Below are 16,511 nucleotides of genomic sequence, written 5' to 3' on the forward strand. Positions count from 1 at the left end.
GTCATGGACATTTGCGCCACAAGCTATGGTATTCTGGCCACACTCTTATTTTTGGAAGCATCATGACCGAAACCCGAATCAGCTTTGTTTTATCAGAAAATATGCTGGCTACCGGCACCGCTCTACCTATGGAGATGTTGCGCACCGCCATTTTAGCCAACAGACGACGCGGTGGTGACAAGCGCTGTGTGGTCAAGCTGTCCACCACCGCCGAACATCGCGGCAGCTACAACAGCACCACCGGCTTTCGCTGGCAAGCTGACCGACCACTACCCCAGACAGACAAAAGTGACATCATTTATCTACCGGCGCTGTGGCGCAATCCCAGGCCGACACTGCGCCGCTCAGGCGCACTGCTTGAATGGCTAAGGGATTGTCACGCCAGGGGAACGACTTTGTGTGCGGTGAGCACCGGTGTTTGCTTTCTGGCCCAGGCGGGCCTACTGGAAGGCAAAGCCGCGACGACCCACTGGCACTATTTTGATCAGTTCGAACGGGACTATCCCAAGGTTGATTTAAAGCGACAGCACTTTATTACCAAAGCCGGTAATATTTACTGCGCCGCGAGCGTCAACTCACTGGCCGACTTAACCGTACACTTTATTCACAAACTGTTTAATCGCACCGTGGCCACTCATGTCGAGCGGCACTTCTCCCACGAGATTCGCCGCCCCTATGAAAGCCTCGCATTTTACGAAAATCTCGACCACCCCCATCCAGACGAGCAAATTGTGCAAGTGCAATCCTGGCTACGCCAAAGTTACGCTCAGAACCTGAAAATGTCCCAGGTGGCGCAGCACTTTGATATGAGTACGCGCACCCTTAACCGGCGCTTCAAGGAAGCAACAGGCACAACTCCGCTGGACTACTTGCGCCAGGTACGCATCAATACGGCGCAGGAGTTATTAAAGACAAGCAACCTCAGCATCGCTGAAATTGCCGCCCAGGTGGGCTATATGGATACTGCTTATTTTACCGAGCGCTTTAAAGAGCAACTGGATATTACTCCCAGCGACTACCGCGCCACCGTAAGAGCAAAGCTATTTCATACTGACTGACGACTCCCCAGGTTTTTGCAGTATCACCACATCTTTATCGACCAGCGTTAACTCAGCCTGCCAGTGATCAGCCAACCAGTTAAATGTCGCCTCGGAAAAAAAGCACACATGTGTCGGATCATTTTTATAGTGCCAACGACTGAAGGCGTTCACATCAATCACGCGCTTGGTCATTAGCAGTAACAATCCTCCGGGACGCAGGCAATGCCACAAACGCTGCAGTTCATCTCCTGGCGCGTGCAAATGCTCCACGACTTCGGTGGCGATAATAAAGTCGTAGGTTTGCTCCCACACCGAAGTATTTGCAGCATAGAAAAGATCGTAGATTGCTACCGAGAACCCTAGCTCGTGCAACATTATCTGCAGCACAGGCTCTGGGCCACTGCCAAAGTCTAAGCCCGTTGCGCCGGGAGCTAGTCGCTGCTGCAGCGGATTGACCGCACGTGACAAGAACTTTCTATAACCCGGGTCATCAGGGCTGTTCTGGTGCAAATCATATTCAGCTTTTTCGGCTTGCGCACTTAGATAAAAGTGGGGCGGGACAAACACTAACTGACAACACAAGCACTTCCAATAGGAACGTCTGGGCTCTGAAAAATACTCACAACTGCGCCGAGACGAGCACAGGGGGCATGTGTGCGTCATAACTTCTCACATAAATTAGAAGACAAAAAATGCCGGCTTTGCCGGCATTTTTTCGTCAACCTCACCATTTAAGCTGCGTGAGTTTTGTCCTGAGTCACTGCCTCTTGTGCAGTAGTGACAGAGGCTTCGGAAGAACCATTACCAATAGCAATGTTGCGAGGTTTTATAGCTTCCGGAACTTCGCGCACCAGATCAATATGCAACAACCCGTTTTCAAAATTAGCAGTTTCAACCCTTACATGGTCGGCCAATTGGAAACGGCGCTCGAAATTACGAGCGGCAATGCCTCGATGCAAGAAGGTACGACCTTCTTCTTCGGCCGCGTTTTGTCCGGTGATGGTCAAATTGTTCTGGTTCACTTCAATATTCAGCTCGCTGCGGTCAAAACCTGCAACGGCCATCGTAATACGGTAGTGGTCTTCACCGGTCAATTCAATATTGTAGGGCGGATAGCTTGGCTGTGACTGCTCAGTGCGCGACAGGGAGTCAAGCAAGCTGGCAACGCGATCAAAGCCAATGGACGAACGATACAATGGAGAAAAATCAAAGTTACGCATAGCAATATCCTCATTAGAGCAATATATAAAAAGTTGCCTATCATCACGATCAGGCGTTTTGTGCCCCTCTACCGAGCCAGCACACTGCTTATTTAAGGTCTGCTTCAACGAATTCAAGTACAAGTTCTTAATTTTTTACACTGGCGTTTAGGGCCTCGCTCAAACTGGCAAAACGATAGTTAAAACCATGGGCTAGGGCTTGGCGCGGCTCAATATTGGCACTGCCTAAAAGCAGCTCCTCACCGGCCTGCCCCCAGAGCAGTTTCACCGCGAATTTGGGCATGCGTAGCAAGCAAGGCTTGCGCAAACAGTTCGCCAGAGCTTGGGAGAAATACTGGTTAGTGACAGGCTCGGGGGCAACGGCGTTGACCGGCCCCTGCACCGACGTATCCGCTAACAACCATACAATCATCTCAACCAGGTCTGCCCGGTGAATCCAACTCATCCACTGCTCACCACTGCCCATGGGACCTCCCAAGCCCACTTTAAAAGGCGGTAACATTTGCTGTAGAGCGCCGCCGCCTGCGTCCAGTACAACGCCAGTGCGCAGCAGACAGAGGCGGGTAGAATCGGGCAAACCGTCACGCGCTGCCTGCTCCCACTGGGTGCACAAATGGGCGGAAAACCCCTCACCGGTCGCTGCCGACTCATCAACCGAAGACCACACTTGAGGACCATAAAACCCTATGGCACTACCACTGATAACTACATCCGGCGGCGCAGAGTTCGCGCAGCGCTGCAATAACTGCCGAGTAAAAGCAACGCGACTATCCATCAAATACTGCTTGCGCGAGTGGGTCCAACGCTTAGCCATAATTGGCGCGCCAGCCAAATTAACGATGCCAGCGAAGTGCACACCTTCGAGCTGCACAAACTCTGACCCCAGCGATACCTTTTCCCCCCACAAAGCCTTCGCAACCTCTGGCCTTCGAGAGAACACAGTGACCTCGGCACGCAGAGCAAGTAGCTGTGCGACCAGTCCTTGACCAATAAACCCGGTAGCGCCGGTAATCAGAACTCTCTTACCCTGCAGCGACTCGTTTACGGGCGCCAAATCTAATTCATCTGATACGTACATATACTCCCCCACTCCAGCTTATTGGGTAAATGTACGCGCGAATCAGGTAAGAGTTCATAGCTGTTTGCCTTTTATTGACACCATAGCCAAGATTAGATGCACCTTTAATCGTAGAAGGATTATTAAATATGTCCGGTTATCGGCTAATCACCGTAGCGATTTCGCCAGAAGAGCACTTAGACGGTGCGCTACTTCTCGAGCGCGCCCTGAAGCTAACCTCTGCCGACGCCGTTCAGGTTATACAAGTGTGCAGCCACCCAGTAATTGGCGAGGGCCAGCTGGACCAGGGCGGCGCCGAAGATGAAGGGACGTTGAAGCGTATGCTGCGCGACGAGCTAGTAAACAAGCTTAGTCGATACCATATTGCGGCGGACAATATTTGGCTCTGCTTTGGAGAGCCGGCGCAGCAGATCCATCGAATTTGCCGCGACACGGATTCTGATTTATTAATTATTGGTAACCGTGAACACCACGGCCTGAAAGGGCTGACGACAATCTCTGCCAGCGCAATCGTCAAGGCAGCGCGCTTGGATGTTTTGACAATTTACTCGCCCTAGACACCTCTAGAGCGAATTTAAGACACAAAAAAAGCCGGCAAGCCGGCTTTTTTGTAACCCAAGCATAGCGCTTAGCTCAGTTTAGCGTTTTTACGCTCTACCAGATTGTTCAGGTTACTCAGTGAATTAAGGTGAGCGTAGATCAACTCCAAGCCATCGCGCTTGAACAAATCCGCCACCTGCTCGTCATTCAAAGCCTTGAGCTTTTCACGTTTCACAGTGTAGAAACCTTTAATGCTCATGTTGCTGTCGGCATTATTGCGAAACTCAATATTGGCCTGCATCGGCTCGAGCAGATCCAACTCTTTGAGTTTACGGCAGAAAGCCTTGGTCATTTCGGCGCGGTACTGATAATCCTGCAAGAACTTCAGAATTTCTTTCAAAAACTCAGTTTGCTCGCCATTATCGTCGAACAAACGCTCGCCTTCGCTGCCATCACGTACCAGTGCTTTGCTGTCTTCGTCGATACACAGAGTCAAGTTCTGATTTTCTTTATCGCCGGCAAACACAAACGGGTAGCGGCGAATGAATGCAGGAATGTAGCGGGCATCAAATGCGCCCTCTGAATTCAGCATCAGGTTTTCACCCTGCTGCACACCCACAATGGCTAGAGGAGTGTGCTCGCCCTCGGCGTTGGGGGCGGAGAAGATCACCGGGTATTCGGCCGCCGCGAACGGAATTTCCGTCGCCAGCAGAGGCACAGAAGTCAACTCGGAGGCGAAGTCGTGCGAAGTGACTTTAACGGCCAAAGTGCGATGCTTATCGCTGGTTACCGGCTGAATATTCTCGTAAATCATTAATTGCTTGGTCACGTAGATACCTCAATTGTTATTTTGCGCACGCTACCGCGCCGCTGGATCCAAAAAATAGGGGCACATAGTAGCATCTTATACAGAGGCTGCCACCTCAAGGACGGGATATAAGGTCGCAATAAACAATTACAAGGGAGAAAGCAAAAAGAGCAATAAAGAATAGAGAAATGGTCGGAACGGCGGGATTCGAACCCACGACCACCACACCCCCAGTGTGGTGCGCTACCAGGCTGCGCTACGTTCCGACTTTAGCGGCATTTGACGAGCGGCGCGTCAAATGAGGTGGGCATAATACCGGATTTTACCGAGATTGCAACACGCTTTTTAGCGAGTCTGGCCTTAGTAATCAGGGGCTTAGGCTTTGCCTATTTTTTCAGCACATCCAGCAATGTTTCCAGCTCGGCAATCATCTGGCTAACCAGCTGGTTGAATTGACTGGCATCCTGTTGCGCGGTTTCGCCACTCATTTGCTGGCGAGCACCGCCAATAGTAAAGCCCTGATCGTAAAGCAAAGAGCGAATCTGACGAATGGTAAGCACATCTTGGCGCTGATAATAACGACGATTACCACGGCGCTTGACGGGCTTGAGCTGGGGAAACTCCTGCTCCCAATAGCGCAGCACATGAGGCTTAACGGCGCAGAGTTCGCTTACCTCGCCGATCGTGAAATAGCGCTTGCCGGGAATAACCGGCAATTCGTCGTTATGGCTTGGTTCCAGCATAGGTTTCCACTCGAGCTTTCAGTTTTTGTCCCGGTCTGAAAGTAACTACCCGGCGTGCACTAATAGGAATTTCCTCCCCGGTCTTAGGGTTGCGACCGGGGCGTTGGCTCTTGTCACGCAGATCAAAGTTGCCAAAGCCGGACAACTTCACCTGCTCGTTGCATTCTAAAGAGCGCCTGATTTCCTCAAAAAATAACTCCACCAGCTCTTTGGCCTCACGCTTGTTGAGACCGAGCTCTTCGTAGAGTTTTTCAGCTAAATCCGCTTTGGTCAGCGCACCGTTGGGCATAGGTTCCCGCCTATCTCAGTGTTGCACCGAAATTTTGGGTTACATCGTCAACCACACACTGGATGAACCCGTTAATTTCCTCGTCGTTAAGAGTGCGGGAAGGATGCTGAAAGGTCAAGCCCAGTGCCACACTTTTTCTATGTGGATCAATGCCTTTGCCCATATAAAGGTCAAACACCTTTAAGTCCGACAGGTACTCTCCGGCACTACCTTGGATGCTGTTTAACAGCTTTTGCGCGGGCACTTCTTTGTCCACCAGCAACGCCAAATCACGACGCACAGCAGGAAACTTCGACAGAGGTTTAAAAGCCGGAATGCGCGCTGCAAGCAATGCATCCAGCTCCAGTTCAAATACAAAAACCCCGTCCGGCAAATCAAGCTCGTCCTGCACCACCGGGTGAATCGCCCCCAAAACGCCAATTTCTTTACCCGCCAAGGTGACTTTAGCGGTTTGCCCCGGATGCAACGCCGGATGGGCGCCCGCGCTAAAGGCCAGCTCCGAAGTAAGTCCAGTTACCCCCAGCAGAGACTCGACATCACCTTTGAGATCGTAAAAATCGACCTTACGTGCGTCATCGGCCCAATTCTCGCCAGCCAGCTGACCGTATATTAACCCCGCCAGAGTGGGAGTTTGTGCCACGCCTTGCGGCCCTGGAACAAATTTCTGCCCAGACTCAAACAAACGCAAACGCTGCTGCTGACGATTGAGGTTATAGCGCAGCACACTCACCAGGCCCGGGATCAGGCTGGTGCGCATCACGGCCATATCGGCACTGATAGGGTTTTGCAGCGCTACCGGATCGATCTCCGGCTCGAACTGTGCGGCCAACTTAGGATCGATAAAGCTATAGGTAACCACTTCCTGAAAATCGCGTGCAATCAGGTGGCGGCGCAAGCTCGACAGCTTAACTCGCGACTCCGTATAAGGCTTGATCGCCATACTCTGGTCCGGCACTTTAGTAGGCAGGCGGTTGTAGCCGTAGATACGGGCCAGCTCTTCGAGTAGATCCGCCTCGATGCTGACATCAAAACGCCAACTGGGCGCCTTTGCCCGCCAGCCTTCAGACCCAGCCGATACCGCAAACCCGAGGCGGGTCAAAATATCTTCCACATCCTCATCGGCCAGCTCGATGTTCAAGCCACTGACAATACGCTCTCGACGCAGGTCCACCTCGATCGCTTCAGGTAAGTGTTGATTAACCGCCTCAGTAACAGGCCCCGCCTGACCACCGACAATGTCCAGCAAAAGCGCAGTGGCGCGCTCAATCGCCGCACGCGCCAGCTGATAATCCACGCCGCGCTCAAAGCGATGCGAGGAATCGGTATGCAAACCGTAACCACGGGCGCGCCCGGCGATAGCCAGTGGATTAAAGAAGGCACTTTCTAAAAAGATATCCTGGGTGGCCGTTGTCACAGAGGCGTCTAAACCACCCATAATGCCCGCCATTGCCAGTGGTTTGCTGTCATCCGCAATAAGTAGCGTGCCTGCACTGAGAGCCACCTCCTGCTCATCCAGCAGCACTAGCTTTTCACCTTCTCGAGCCTCGCGCACGGTTATGCCGCCATCGATTTTCGCCAGATCAAACGCATGCATGGGCTGGCCCAACTCCAACAGCACATAGTTGGTCACATCCACCACGGCGTCAATCGAGCGTACACCACTACGACGCAGCTTTTCCTGCAGCCACAGGGGGCTTGGAGCACTGACATTAACCCCGCGTATAACCCGCCCCAAATAGCGCGAGCAGGCATGATCGGCGGCCAAAGTGACAGTCAACTCGCTGTCGATCGCGGCGGCGACCGGCTCGGCGGCCACTTCGCTAACCGGGTGGCGGTTGATCACCCCAAGCTCACGGGCAAGGCCTCGCACACTCAGGCAGTCACCGCGATTGGGAGTGATATCCACCTCAATCACGGTGTCATTCAAATTTAAATACTCGCGCAGATCCGTTCCCACAGGCGCATCTTCGGCCAGCTCCCACAGACCGTCATCATCGTCTCCGGCTTGCAGCTCGGTCTGTGCGCACAGCATGCCGAACGACTCGACGCCGCGCAGCTTTGCTTTTTTGATTTTAAAATCACCAGGCAGTTTGGCGCCCACGGTGGCAAAAGGTATTTTGATCCCCGCGCGGGCATTGGGAGCACCACACACCACCTGCACTTCACCGCCATCAGGGTGTCCAGCCACCTGACAAACTCGCAGCTTATCGGCATCCGGATGCTGCTCTATGCTGATAATCTGCCCCACATACACACCAGTAAATTCGCCCGCTACCGGCTCGGTGGCGTCAACCTCGATACCGGCCATCGTTAGTTGATCAACAATCGCTTGGGTGTCGATCTCTGGGTTGATCCATTCGCGCAACCAGGATTCGCTAACTTTCATAATTCCAATTCTCTTTGCCTGTCTGGCTATTTCTGTGTTTGGTTCGGCTTAAAATTGCTGCAGAAACTTCACATCGTTTTCAAAAAACAAGCGCAAATCGTTCACGCCATAGCGCAGCATCGCCATACGCTCCACGCCAATGCCGAACGCAAAGCCGGTATACACCTCCGGATCGATGCCCGAGGCTTTAAACACGTTGGGGTGCACCATGCCGCAGCCCATGATTTCGATCCACCCGGTGTACTTACACACCCGACAGCCTTCGCCATGACACTGAGTGCAGCCTATATCGACCTCAGCCGAGGGTTCGGTAAAGGGAAAGTAAGAGGGCCGGAAACGCACGGGTGCATCCGTCTCAAAAAAAGCTTTCAGAAACTGATCGACCGTACCTTTCAAATCGGCAAAGCTGATGTTTTTATCCACCACCAAACCTTCAATTTGGTGAAACATCGGGGTGTGGGTCAAATCGGAATCACAGCGATACACCCGCCCTGGGCAGACAATTCGAATGGGTGGCTCGGAGGACTCCATCACCCGCACCTGAACCGGAGAGGTGTGGGTACGCAACACATAGCTGCCACCCGAGGTCTGGAAATGTTTGTTTTCTACATAAAAGGTGTCGTGCATCGCCCGCGCCGGATGATGGGCGGGAATATTCAGAGCTTCAAAGTTGTGCTGGTCGTCTTCGATTTCCGGCCCCTCAGCTACCTCGTAACCCACTTGGGCGAATATTTCCGCGATACGGTCAAGGGTGCGGGTCACCGGGTGCAAACCACCGGCCTCGCGGGCACGCCCAGGCAGAGTGACATCGATGGTTTGTTCGGCCAATTTGGCCTCAATCGCGGCGCGCTCTAAACTGGCTTTAACCTCTTCGATGCGCGCCTGCACCTGCTGTTTGGCCTGATTAATTTTGGCGCCTGCAGCGGGACGCTCTTCGGCCGACAATTTACCCAGCATTTTGGCCTGAGCACTAATCTGACCTTTTTTGCCCAGGTACTCCACCCGAACTTTATCCAGTGCGGCCAGATCTTCGGCACTGTCTACCAGCTTGAGCGCCTCTTCGGTCAGCGCGGCGAGATTTTCCATCGCAGTATCCAATTATTTAGTGCGTTAACGTTTTAGATCCAGCTTGCGCTGGCGACCAATAAAAAAGGGGAGGCCTAAAACAGCCCTCCCCTTTATCGCGTACTTGCACGGGCAGCGAGCCCGTCTGCGTCATTGCGGCGATTAAGCAGCCAGAGCTGATTTTGCCTGAGCAACAACGGCAGCAAAGGCCGCTTTATCGTGTACAGCCAAGTCGGCCAATACGCGACGATCCAGCGCAATGTTGGCTTTCTTCAAACCAGCAATCAGCTGGCTGTAAGTCATGCCTTCAGCGCGAGACTGAGCGTTAATACGGGTAATCCACAAAGCGCGGAAGTTGCGCTTGTTGACACGACGGTCGCGGTACGCGTACTGGCCAGCCTTGATAACAGCTTGCTTAGCAACACGAAATACGCGCGAACGAGCGCCGTAATAACCTTTTGCAGCTTTTAAAACTTTCTTGTGACGACGACGCGCCTCTACACCACGTTTTACACGGGCCATAATAAACTCCTCTTAAATTCTCAAATGAACCAATTACTTGGCGCGCAGCATGCGATCTACTAACGGCTTATCGGCGGCGTTAAGCTGCTCGGTGCCGCGCAGCTGACGCTTACGCTTGGTGGTCATTTTGGTGAGGATGTGGCTCTTGTTAGCGTGCTTGTGCTTATAACCAGAGGCCGTCTTTTTAAAGCGCTTGGCGGCGCCAGAGTGTACTTTAGCTTTTGTTGCCATGAGAAAAACTCCGCATTTGCAATGATTGATATATAAGTAACCTAGGCAGCTAAAAGCCCGACTACTTTCTCTTTTTCGGGGCCATGACCATAATCAGTTGGCGGCCTTCCATTTTGGGCCGTTGTTCCACTGTGGCCAGTTCTTCAAGGTCGGTCTCGATGCGCTGCATCATTTCCATACCCAGTTCCTGGTGAGCCATTTCGCGGCCGCGGTAGCGCAGTGATACCTTGGCTTTGTCCCCGTTTTCAAGGAAACGTATAAGGTTGCGTAGCTTGACCTTATAATCCCCTTCTTCCGTCCCTGGACGAAACTTCATCTCTTTAATCTGCTGCTGCTTTTGCTTCTTCTTCGCAGCGGCTTTGGTTTTCTTAATCTCGAACAGGTGTTTCCCATAATCCATAACCTTACAGACGATGGGTGTACTATCAGGCGCTATTTCAACCAGATCCAAATCGGCATCTTGGGCCACTTTTAAGGCCTCAGACAGTGGGACAACCCCCACTTGATCTCCGTCGGCGCCGATCAGCCGGACTTCCGACGCTTCAATTTGATCGTTAATACGAGCTTTCTTGGATTTGCCTTTAGCGTTATCTCTTTTGATAGTGTCTTTCTCCTGTTCAATTAATCTTGTGTGTCAGACGCCAAAATCCGACTGCGGTTGGCAACATCCGCTGCCAACAGGTCGGTAAAGGCATCGACACTCATCACACCCAGGTCTTTGCCATCGCGTGTACGCACGGCCACCTGTCCAGATTCCACCTCTTTGTCGCCTACGACAATCAAATAGGGAACCCGCTGAATTGTGTGCTCGCGGATTTTAAAGCCGATCTTCTCGTTTCTCAAGTCCGAAACCGCTCTAAACCCACGATCTGCGAGGGTTTTTTCCACTTTTTGCACATATTCGGCCTGATTATCGGTGATATTGGCGATCACCACCTGCACCGGCGCCAGCCAAGTGGGAAATGCGCCCTCGTAGTTTTCAATCAAAATACCGATAAAACGCTCAAACGAACCCAAGATGGCGCGGTGCAACATCACCGGCACCTGGCGCGAACCATCCTCGGCCACATACTGGGCGTCCAGACGCCCAGGCATGGAAAAATCTACCTGGATGGTGCCACATTGCCACACCCGCCCGAGGCAATCTTTAAGGGAGAACTCAATTTTGGGGCCGTAAAAGGCACCCTCTCCTGGCAGCAGTTTGTACTCCAGCCCTTTAGCATCAAGCGCATCGGCCAGCGCTTTTTCCGCTTTATCCCACACAGCATCTTCGCCCACTCTTTGCTCTGGACGAGTAGACAGGCGAATAATGACTTCATTGAAGCCAAAATCGGCATATACCTGATACAACAGATCGGTAAAGGCCGACACTTCGTCCTGAATGGCGTCTTCGGCGCAGAAAATATGGGCATCGTCCTGAGTAAAGCCGCGCACCCGCATAATACCGTGCAATGAGCCCGAGGCTTCATTGCGGTGACAGGAGCCGAACTCCGCCAGACGCAGAGGCAAATCGCGGTAGCTGCGCAACCCTTGGTTAAACACCTGCACATGGCAGGGGCAGTTCATGGGCTTAACGGCGAACTCGCGATCTTCGGACTTCAACATAAACATGTCGTCGCCGAATTTATCGGCGTGGCCGGACTTCTGCCACAGGCTCAGATCCACCACCTGGGGGGTTTTGATCTCCTGGTAGCCGTTATCGCGCTGTACTTTGCGCATGTACTCTTCAATGGTGGTGTAAACAGACCAGCCCTTGGGGTGCCAGAACACCATACCCGGCGCCTCTTCCTGCATGTGAAACAGGTCGAATTTTTTCGCCAGTTTGCGGTGGTCGCGCTTTTCCGCTTCTTCCAGGCGGCGAAGATAGGCTTTCAGCTCTTTTTTGTCATTCCAGGCGGTGCCGTAAATGCGCTGCAGCTGCTTGTTGCTGGCATCGCCGCGCCAGTAGGCACCCGATACGCGCATCAATTTGAAGTGACGCATCACCCGGGTATTGGGCACATGGGGTCCGCGACACATATCAATGTACTCTTCGTGGTGGTAAAGCCCCACCGCCTTCTCACCCGCCTCGATCAGACCATCGACCAGCTCCACCTTGTAATCTTCCCCGCGACCGGCAAAGACTTCGCGCGCCTTGTTCACAGGCGTCATTTCCTTGATAACGTCGTAATCTTTTTTGATCAACTCCTGAATGCGCTTTTCGATGGCTTCCAGGTCTTCCGGCGTCAGTGGACGCTCGTAGTCGATATCGTAGTAAAAGCCATCATCGATAACCGGGCCTATGGCCATCTTTGCTTCTGGGAATAACTGCTTGATGGCATGGCCTACCAAGTGCGCAAAAGAGTGACGAATAACTTCCAGGCCTTCTTCATCGCGGCCGGTAATCAGGGAGATGGAGGCGTCGTGGTCAATCACCTCACAGGCATCAACCAGCTCGCCATCTACACGGCCACACACTGTCGCCTTGGCAAGGCCGGGGCCTATGTCTTCTGCCACCTGCATCAGGGTGACCGGTTGGGAAAATTCGCGTTTGGAACCGTCGGGGAGGGTAATAACAGGCATTTAAACGTCCTTCCTCAGTGGTGACCCCTACCAAAGGCCACTTGTTTTATACATTTTCGACGCACTGCGCCGCCAAAAGCCGGCCAGTATAGTAAAACTCGCTCCCACACACCACCGCCCGCCGTAACAATTGTCCCTTTGGTTCGTCTTTAGGGTATAGCACCCAGGCGAGGAAACACCATGATTCGACCAGTCTACAACCACTACCAGTCTTTTCTCCTGCACCTAAAGCCTATCGATAGCCTCGCGGGGCTGGCGCTGCGGCTCTATCTTGCGCCGGTTTTCTGGCTGGCGGGCACCAGCAAACTGAGCAGCTTCTCCCAGACGGTCGAATGGTTTGGCAACAATGAGTGGGGCCTGGGGCTACCCGCCCCCTGGCTGCTCGCCGCACTGGCCACCGGAGCCGAACTTGCCGGCGCCGTGCTACTGACTCTGGGGTTGGCAACCCGCGCCATCGCTCTCCCCCTTATGGTTACCATGTTGGTTGCTATCACGACCGTGCACTGGGAGTACGGCTGGCAGGCGATTGCCGACCCCGGCGCCCCTTTTGCCAACGAGCGGGTAGAACAAGCCGCGGTTAAACTCGAGCGCGCCCGCGATATTCTGCGCGAGCACGGCCACTACCAGTGGCTCACCTCTAGCGGCAAGCTTGTGATACTCAACAACGGTATCGAATTCGCCGCCACTTATTTGGTGATGCTGCTGGCGCTACTGGTGTGGGGCCCGGGGCGCTACCTGAGCCTGGATTATTGGATCGCACGTCACTTAAATGGCCAGCCGAGCCACTAACAATGCTATATTCTGCCCATAAAAAGATGCCGCAGGCTTTGTGCTGCCAACCCGCGATTAGGGAGAACCTCCGGCCCGTGAGCCAAACGACTACCGCAAACCATAGCGAATCCGAGCTAATTGACGCGGCTCTGGCGGGCGACCACAGCGCTTACGCCAAGCTCATCGACACCCACTACAGCGTTATGCTCGCCGTGGCAGGCGCGATAGCCGGCGAGAGTCTGGCCGAAGATATCGTTCAGGACGCCTGGATCTCAGCCCACCGCGCGCTGGCGCGCTTTGAAAAGCGCAGCAGCCTCAAAACCTGGCTATTGCGGATTGTTAGCAACGAGGCCCGCACCCGCGTGAAAAGCGAGGGGCGAAGCTGCTCACTGGACAATATGGCGCTGCGCGCAATGCCCAGCGACGATCACTTTAAAAGCAACGGACACTGGGCATCTGCGACCTCGCAGTGGCATCTGGACACCCCGGAAAAGATGCTTGAGCAAGAACAATTGCAGCGCTGCATTAACAAAACCCTGACCCTGCTGCCCCCGGCGCAAAAGGCGGTTTTTATCCTCCGCGACCTGCAAGACGCCCCCTTTGACGAAATTGGCGCAGTGCTTGAGATCAGCCAGAGCAACGCCCGGGTACTTATCCACCGCGCCCGCCTCACCCTCATGGCGGTGATTACGCGCTATCAGGAGACCGGACAATGCTGAAATGTCGCGATGTGGCACGCCGCGCCAGCGAATATATCGACGGCAGCGAACAGCCCAGCTTTACCTGGCAAATGCGCCTGCACCTGACCATGTGCGGAAACTGCCGCCGCTTTGTCAGGCACCTAAGGCTTACCCGACAGGTCACACGCCAGGCATCCACCCTGCCGCCGGCACCCACTCAGATGCGTCAACGCGTGCTCGCCATCATTGCCCAGAAGCCTCCAAACCGCTGATTACTGGGCTAGCTGAACAAATAATGCTATGTTGCTGTCTTATAAAAGGCGCACGGCTTATCGTCGTTGAGCCAATCTAAGTTGTAATGCGGAGCCTTGAGTTTCTTATGCCAGATAGAATGCCCCTGCCCCTTCGCGTCGCCCAAGCGGCGTGCCTGTTGGTTTTTGCCCTGTCATCTACCCTGTGTTTGGCGCTCACCCCAGAGCCTCTGAATATTACTGATGAGCAGAAAGAAACCACCGCCGAAATTGTTCAGTCTCTGCACAAGCATCATTATCGCGACCAAGACATTAACGACGAACTGTCGCAAAAATTTCTCGAAAACTATTTGCAGACTCTGGACCCAGGCAAAAGCTATTTCGTAGAGAAAGACATCAGCGAGTTCAATAAGCACGCCAAGCAGTTTGACGACGACTTTCAAAAGGGCCAACTACAGTTTGCCTTCGATATCTACGAGCGCTACCGCAATCGCTTTATCGCCAGAACGCAGAGCGCGCTGGCATTGCTGCAAGACAAAGAACACGAGTTCGACTTCGAGGTTGAAGAGTCACTGCTGGTCGATCGCGATAAAGCCTCTTGGCCCGCTGACGATGACGCTGCCCAAGAGCTTTGGCGCAAACGGGTAAAGGCTGATGTTCTCAACCTAAAGCTGGCAGGAAAAACTGTTGACGAAGCCCGTGAAGTATTGAGCAAGCGTTACAAAAATCAGGCGCGTCGCATGAGCCAGCAAACTGGCGAGGACGCATTTAACGCTGTGATTAATGCCTTCACCATGCTCTACGACCCACATACCAACTATCTGTCGCCGCGCACGCTGGAGAACTTTAACATCAACATGTCATTGTCGCTGGAAGGCATCGGCGCGATGCTGCAAAGTGAAGATGAGTACACCAAAGTGGTGCGTCTGATACCGGCGGGGCCTGCCGACAAGCAGGGCCAACTTAAACCCGCCGATCGTATTGTAGGCGTGGGCCAGGGCAAAGACGGTGAAATTGTCGATGTAGTTGGCTGGCGCCTGGATGAAGTGGTTGACCTAATTCGCGGCAAAAAAGACAGCACTGTGCGCCTTGAAGTATTACCAGCCAAAGCCGCCGCAGGCAGCACTACTCACATTGTCAGCATTAAGCGCGATAAAGTAAAACTGGAAGAGCAAGCCGCGCGCAAAGCCGTATTCGAACTGAGCGACGAAACCGAGCAGAGCTACAAAATCGGCGTAATCGATATTCCCACCTTCTATATGGACTTTGAAGCCTACCGCAACCGCGACCCCAACTATAAAAGCACCACCCGCGATGTATTCAAACTGCTAGGCGAATTAGCGGCCGAAAACGTCGATGGGATTATTGTGGATTTGCGCAATAACGGCGGCGGCTCACTGCACGAAGCGACGCAATTGACCGACCTGTTTATCGACCAGGGCCCGGTGGTGCAAATTCGTCAAACCAATCAGCTGATTTCGCGTAATTATCGTTCTCACTCCAAGGCAGTGTATCGCGGGCCGATTGTGGTACTGATAAACCGTCTCAGCGCCTCCGCCTCGGAAATTTTTGCCGGCGCTATTCAAGACTATGGCCGCGGCATTATTGTCGGCAGCCAGTCGTTCGGCAAAGGTTCCGTGCAATCACTGCAACCTTTGCAGCACGGGCAGCTAAAAATCACCGAATCGAAATTTTATCGCGTCTCCGGCGACAGCACTCAGCATCGCGGTGTCCTGCCGGACATTGAGTTGCCAGAGCTGATTGACCCCGATGACGTAGGCGAAAGCAGCTACGATTACGCCCTGCCCTGGGACAATATTCACGCAGTAAAACACGATCGCTACTATGACATTGCCAAGCTGCTGCCGGCCATTGACGCCCGCCACCGCGAACGCATTGCCACCGATCCGGATTTTATTTTCCTTGCACAAGAGCAGGATCTGGTAAATGCCAACGCCAGCCGAGACAGCATTTCTCTGCGCGAAAAAACACGTCTGACGGAAAAAGACCAACTGGAGCAACAACTTCTGAGTCTGGAAAACACTCGCCGTAAAACCAAAGGCCTACCCCCTTATAAGTCTTATGAAGAGATCAGTGGCGAAACCAGCGCTGAAGACGAGACCGAAGCGGACCCCGAGGCTCAGGCAATGGACACCGGCCCGGAAGACATAGATCCCTCTAAAGATCCATTTTTGACTGAGGCAGGCTATATTCTGTTGGACTTTATTCGCGGTACTAACAGCGAAGACGCCCCCAAGGTCGCCAACTTTTAACCCCAGGCACGGCGACCTCGGTCGCCGTTTTTTGTTTCACCCTGCGTAATTA

Annotated in this window: 18 protein-coding genes and 1 tRNA gene; 6 read left to right on the forward strand and 13 right to left on the reverse strand. The window is 53.3% G+C overall.

Features of this window, described 5'->3' with window-relative positions; translation table 11 throughout:
* Nucleotides 1–62 precede the first annotated feature (62 nt).
* Nucleotides 63–1,058, forward strand: coding sequence for a GlxA family transcriptional regulator (locus NHM04_RS04870; protein ID WP_254265921.1), 996 nt, complete (start codon nucleotides 63–65; stop codon nucleotides 1,056–1,058).
* Here the strand turns inward: NHM04_RS04870 and NHM04_RS04875 are convergent.
* The 3 genes from NHM04_RS04875 to NHM04_RS04885 all read right to left on the reverse strand — a co-directional run bounded on the left by NHM04_RS04875 (nucleotide 1,041) and on the right by NHM04_RS04885 (nucleotide 3,338).
* Nucleotides 1,041–1,703, reverse strand: a complete 663-nt coding sequence (locus NHM04_RS04875; protein ID WP_254265922.1) for a class I SAM-dependent methyltransferase — start codon at nucleotides 1,701–1,703, stop codon at nucleotides 1,041–1,043. The two genes, NHM04_RS04870 and NHM04_RS04875, sit on opposite strands and share 18 nt — an antisense overlap.
* A gap of 68 nt (nucleotides 1,704–1,771) precedes the next feature.
* Entirely contained in the window at nucleotides 1,772–2,260 is a 489-nt protein-coding gene (locus tag NHM04_RS04880; RefSeq protein WP_254265923.1) for an Hsp20 family protein, read from the reverse strand.
* A gap of 127 nt (nucleotides 2,261–2,387) precedes the next feature.
* A complete protein-coding gene (locus tag NHM04_RS04885) occupies nucleotides 2,388–3,338 on the reverse strand; it encodes a TIGR01777 family oxidoreductase (protein WP_254265924.1) in 951 nt (316 codons plus the stop codon).
* A gap of 128 nt (nucleotides 3,339–3,466) precedes the next feature.
* Between NHM04_RS04885 and NHM04_RS04890 the strand changes: the two genes are divergently transcribed.
* Entirely contained in the window at nucleotides 3,467–3,895 is a 429-nt protein-coding gene (locus tag NHM04_RS04890; RefSeq protein WP_254265925.1) for a universal stress protein, read from the forward strand.
* A 71-nt stretch (nucleotides 3,896–3,966) separates the two neighbouring features.
* Here NHM04_RS04890 and NHM04_RS04895 read toward each other — a convergent pair whose 3' ends face one another.
* The 10 genes from NHM04_RS04895 to thrS all read right to left on the reverse strand — a co-directional run bounded on the left by NHM04_RS04895 (nucleotide 3,967) and on the right by thrS (nucleotide 12,484).
* Complete coding sequence (locus NHM04_RS04895; RefSeq protein ID WP_254265926.1) at nucleotides 3,967–4,707, reverse strand: SapC family protein; 741 nt, start codon at nucleotides 4,705–4,707, stop codon at nucleotides 3,967–3,969.
* 168 nt (nucleotides 4,708–4,875) lie between these two features.
* Nucleotides 4,876–4,952: transfer RNA gene (locus tag NHM04_RS04900), tRNA-Pro, on the reverse strand.
* 120 nt (nucleotides 4,953–5,072) lie between these two features.
* Entirely contained in the window at nucleotides 5,073–5,429 is a 357-nt protein-coding gene (locus tag NHM04_RS04905) for a MerR family transcriptional regulator (protein WP_254265927.1), read from the reverse strand.
* Entirely contained in the window at nucleotides 5,410–5,718 is a 309-nt protein-coding gene (ihfA, locus tag NHM04_RS04910) for an integration host factor subunit alpha (RefSeq protein WP_254265928.1), read from the reverse strand. Before ihfA ends, NHM04_RS04905 begins: the two co-directional genes overlap by 20 nt.
* A gap of 10 nt (nucleotides 5,719–5,728) precedes the next feature.
* Entirely contained in the window at nucleotides 5,729–8,104 is a 2,376-nt protein-coding gene (pheT, locus tag NHM04_RS04915) for a phenylalanine--tRNA ligase subunit beta (protein WP_254265929.1), read from the reverse strand.
* A gap of 48 nt (nucleotides 8,105–8,152) precedes the next feature.
* Entirely contained in the window at nucleotides 8,153–9,190 is a 1,038-nt protein-coding gene (gene pheS / locus NHM04_RS04920; protein WP_254265930.1) for a phenylalanine--tRNA ligase subunit alpha, read from the reverse strand.
* A 141-nt stretch (nucleotides 9,191–9,331) separates the two neighbouring features.
* Nucleotides 9,332–9,691 carry a 50S ribosomal protein L20 gene (gene rplT / locus NHM04_RS04925; RefSeq protein ID WP_020208980.1) on the reverse strand — a complete coding sequence of 120 codons (360 nt, stop codon included), beginning with the start codon at nucleotides 9,689–9,691 and terminating at the stop codon, nucleotides 9,332–9,334.
* Nucleotides 9,692–9,724: 33 nt separating this feature from the next.
* Nucleotides 9,725–9,922 carry a 50S ribosomal protein L35 gene (rpmI, locus tag NHM04_RS04930; protein WP_020208979.1) on the reverse strand — a complete coding sequence of 66 codons (198 nt, stop codon included), beginning with the start codon at nucleotides 9,920–9,922 and terminating at the stop codon, nucleotides 9,725–9,727.
* Nucleotides 9,923–9,983: 61 nt separating this feature from the next.
* Nucleotides 9,984–10,523, reverse strand: coding sequence for a translation initiation factor IF-3 (infC, locus tag NHM04_RS04935; protein ID WP_254266596.1), 540 nt, complete (start codon nucleotides 10,521–10,523; stop codon nucleotides 9,984–9,986).
* 20 nt (nucleotides 10,524–10,543) lie between these two features.
* On the reverse strand, nucleotides 10,544–12,484 hold the full coding sequence (gene thrS, locus NHM04_RS04940; protein WP_254265931.1) for a threonine--tRNA ligase: 1,941 nt from the start codon (nucleotides 12,482–12,484) through the stop codon (nucleotides 10,544–10,546).
* Nucleotides 12,485–12,664: 180 nt separating this feature from the next.
* Between thrS and NHM04_RS04945 the strand changes: the two genes are divergently transcribed.
* From NHM04_RS04945 to NHM04_RS04960, 4 genes are all read left to right on the forward strand, one after another.
* A complete protein-coding gene (locus NHM04_RS04945) occupies nucleotides 12,665–13,273 on the forward strand; it encodes a DoxX family protein (RefSeq protein WP_254265932.1) in 609 nt (202 codons plus the stop codon).
* Nucleotides 13,274–13,350: 77 nt separating this feature from the next.
* On the forward strand, nucleotides 13,351–13,974 hold the full coding sequence (locus tag NHM04_RS04950) for an RNA polymerase sigma factor (RefSeq protein WP_254265933.1): 624 nt from the start codon (nucleotides 13,351–13,353) through the stop codon (nucleotides 13,972–13,974).
* The gene (locus NHM04_RS04955) at nucleotides 13,968–14,207 is read left to right on the forward strand and encodes a zf-HC2 domain-containing protein (protein ID WP_254265934.1); all 240 of its coding nucleotides are present in this window, start codon (nucleotides 13,968–13,970) and stop codon (nucleotides 14,205–14,207) included. The genes NHM04_RS04950 and NHM04_RS04955 overlap by 7 nt, the downstream gene beginning before the upstream one ends.
* 107 nt (nucleotides 14,208–14,314) lie before the next feature.
* Nucleotides 14,315–16,459, forward strand: a complete 2,145-nt coding sequence (locus tag NHM04_RS04960) for a carboxy terminal-processing peptidase (RefSeq protein ID WP_254265935.1) — start codon at nucleotides 14,315–14,317, stop codon at nucleotides 16,457–16,459.
* Nucleotides 16,460–16,511: the final 52 nt, after the last annotated feature.

It is taken from the genome of Gilvimarinus sp. DA14 (assembly GCF_024204685.1).
In the GTDB taxonomy this organism is placed as follows: Bacteria; Pseudomonadota; Gammaproteobacteria; order Pseudomonadales; family Cellvibrionaceae; genus Gilvimarinus.

What these genes read in the sequence shown, in the direction of transcription:
- NHM04_RS04870 (WP_254265921.1), top strand. Translation starts at nt 63, where the DNA reads ATGACCGAAACCCGAATCAGCTTTGTTTTATCAGAAAATATGCTGGCT.
- NHM04_RS04875 (WP_254265922.1), bottom strand. Translation starts at nt 1,703, where the DNA reads ATGACGCACACATGCCCCCTGTGCTCGTCTCGGCGCAGTTGTGAGTAT.
- NHM04_RS04880 (WP_254265923.1), bottom strand. Translation starts at nt 2,260, where the DNA reads ATGCGTAACTTTGATTTTTCTCCATTGTATCGTTCGTCCATTGGCTTT.
- NHM04_RS04885 (WP_254265924.1), bottom strand. Translation starts at nt 3,338, where the DNA reads ATGTACGTATCAGATGAATTAGATTTGGCGCCCGTAAACGAGTCGCTG.
- NHM04_RS04890 (WP_254265925.1), top strand. Translation starts at nt 3,467, where the DNA reads ATGTCCGGTTATCGGCTAATCACCGTAGCGATTTCGCCAGAAGAGCAC.
- NHM04_RS04905 (WP_254265927.1), bottom strand. Translation starts at nt 5,429, where the DNA reads ATGCTGGAACCAAGCCATAACGACGAATTGCCGGTTATTCCCGGCAAG.
- ihfA (WP_254265928.1), bottom strand. Translation starts at nt 5,718, where the DNA reads ATGCCCAACGGTGCGCTGACCAAAGCGGATTTAGCTGAAAAACTCTAC.
- pheT (WP_254265929.1), bottom strand. Translation starts at nt 8,104, where the DNA reads ATGAAAGTTAGCGAATCCTGGTTGCGCGAATGGATCAACCCAGAGATC.
- pheS (WP_254265930.1), bottom strand. Translation starts at nt 9,190, where the DNA reads ATGGAAAATCTCGCCGCGCTGACCGAAGAGGCGCTCAAGCTGGTAGAC.
- rplT (WP_020208980.1), bottom strand. Translation starts at nt 9,691, where the DNA reads ATGGCCCGTGTAAAACGTGGTGTAGAGGCGCGTCGTCGTCACAAGAAA.
- rpmI (WP_020208979.1), bottom strand. Translation starts at nt 9,922, where the DNA reads ATGGCAACAAAAGCTAAAGTACACTCTGGCGCCGCCAAGCGCTTTAAA.
- thrS (WP_254265931.1), bottom strand. Translation starts at nt 12,484, where the DNA reads ATGCCTGTTATTACCCTCCCCGACGGTTCCAAACGCGAATTTTCCCAA.
- NHM04_RS04945 (WP_254265932.1), top strand. Translation starts at nt 12,665, where the DNA reads ATGATTCGACCAGTCTACAACCACTACCAGTCTTTTCTCCTGCACCTA.
- NHM04_RS04955 (WP_254265934.1), top strand. Translation starts at nt 13,968, where the DNA reads ATGCTGAAATGTCGCGATGTGGCACGCCGCGCCAGCGAATATATCGAC.
- NHM04_RS04960 (WP_254265935.1), top strand. Translation starts at nt 14,315, where the DNA reads ATGCCAGATAGAATGCCCCTGCCCCTTCGCGTCGCCCAAGCGGCGTGC.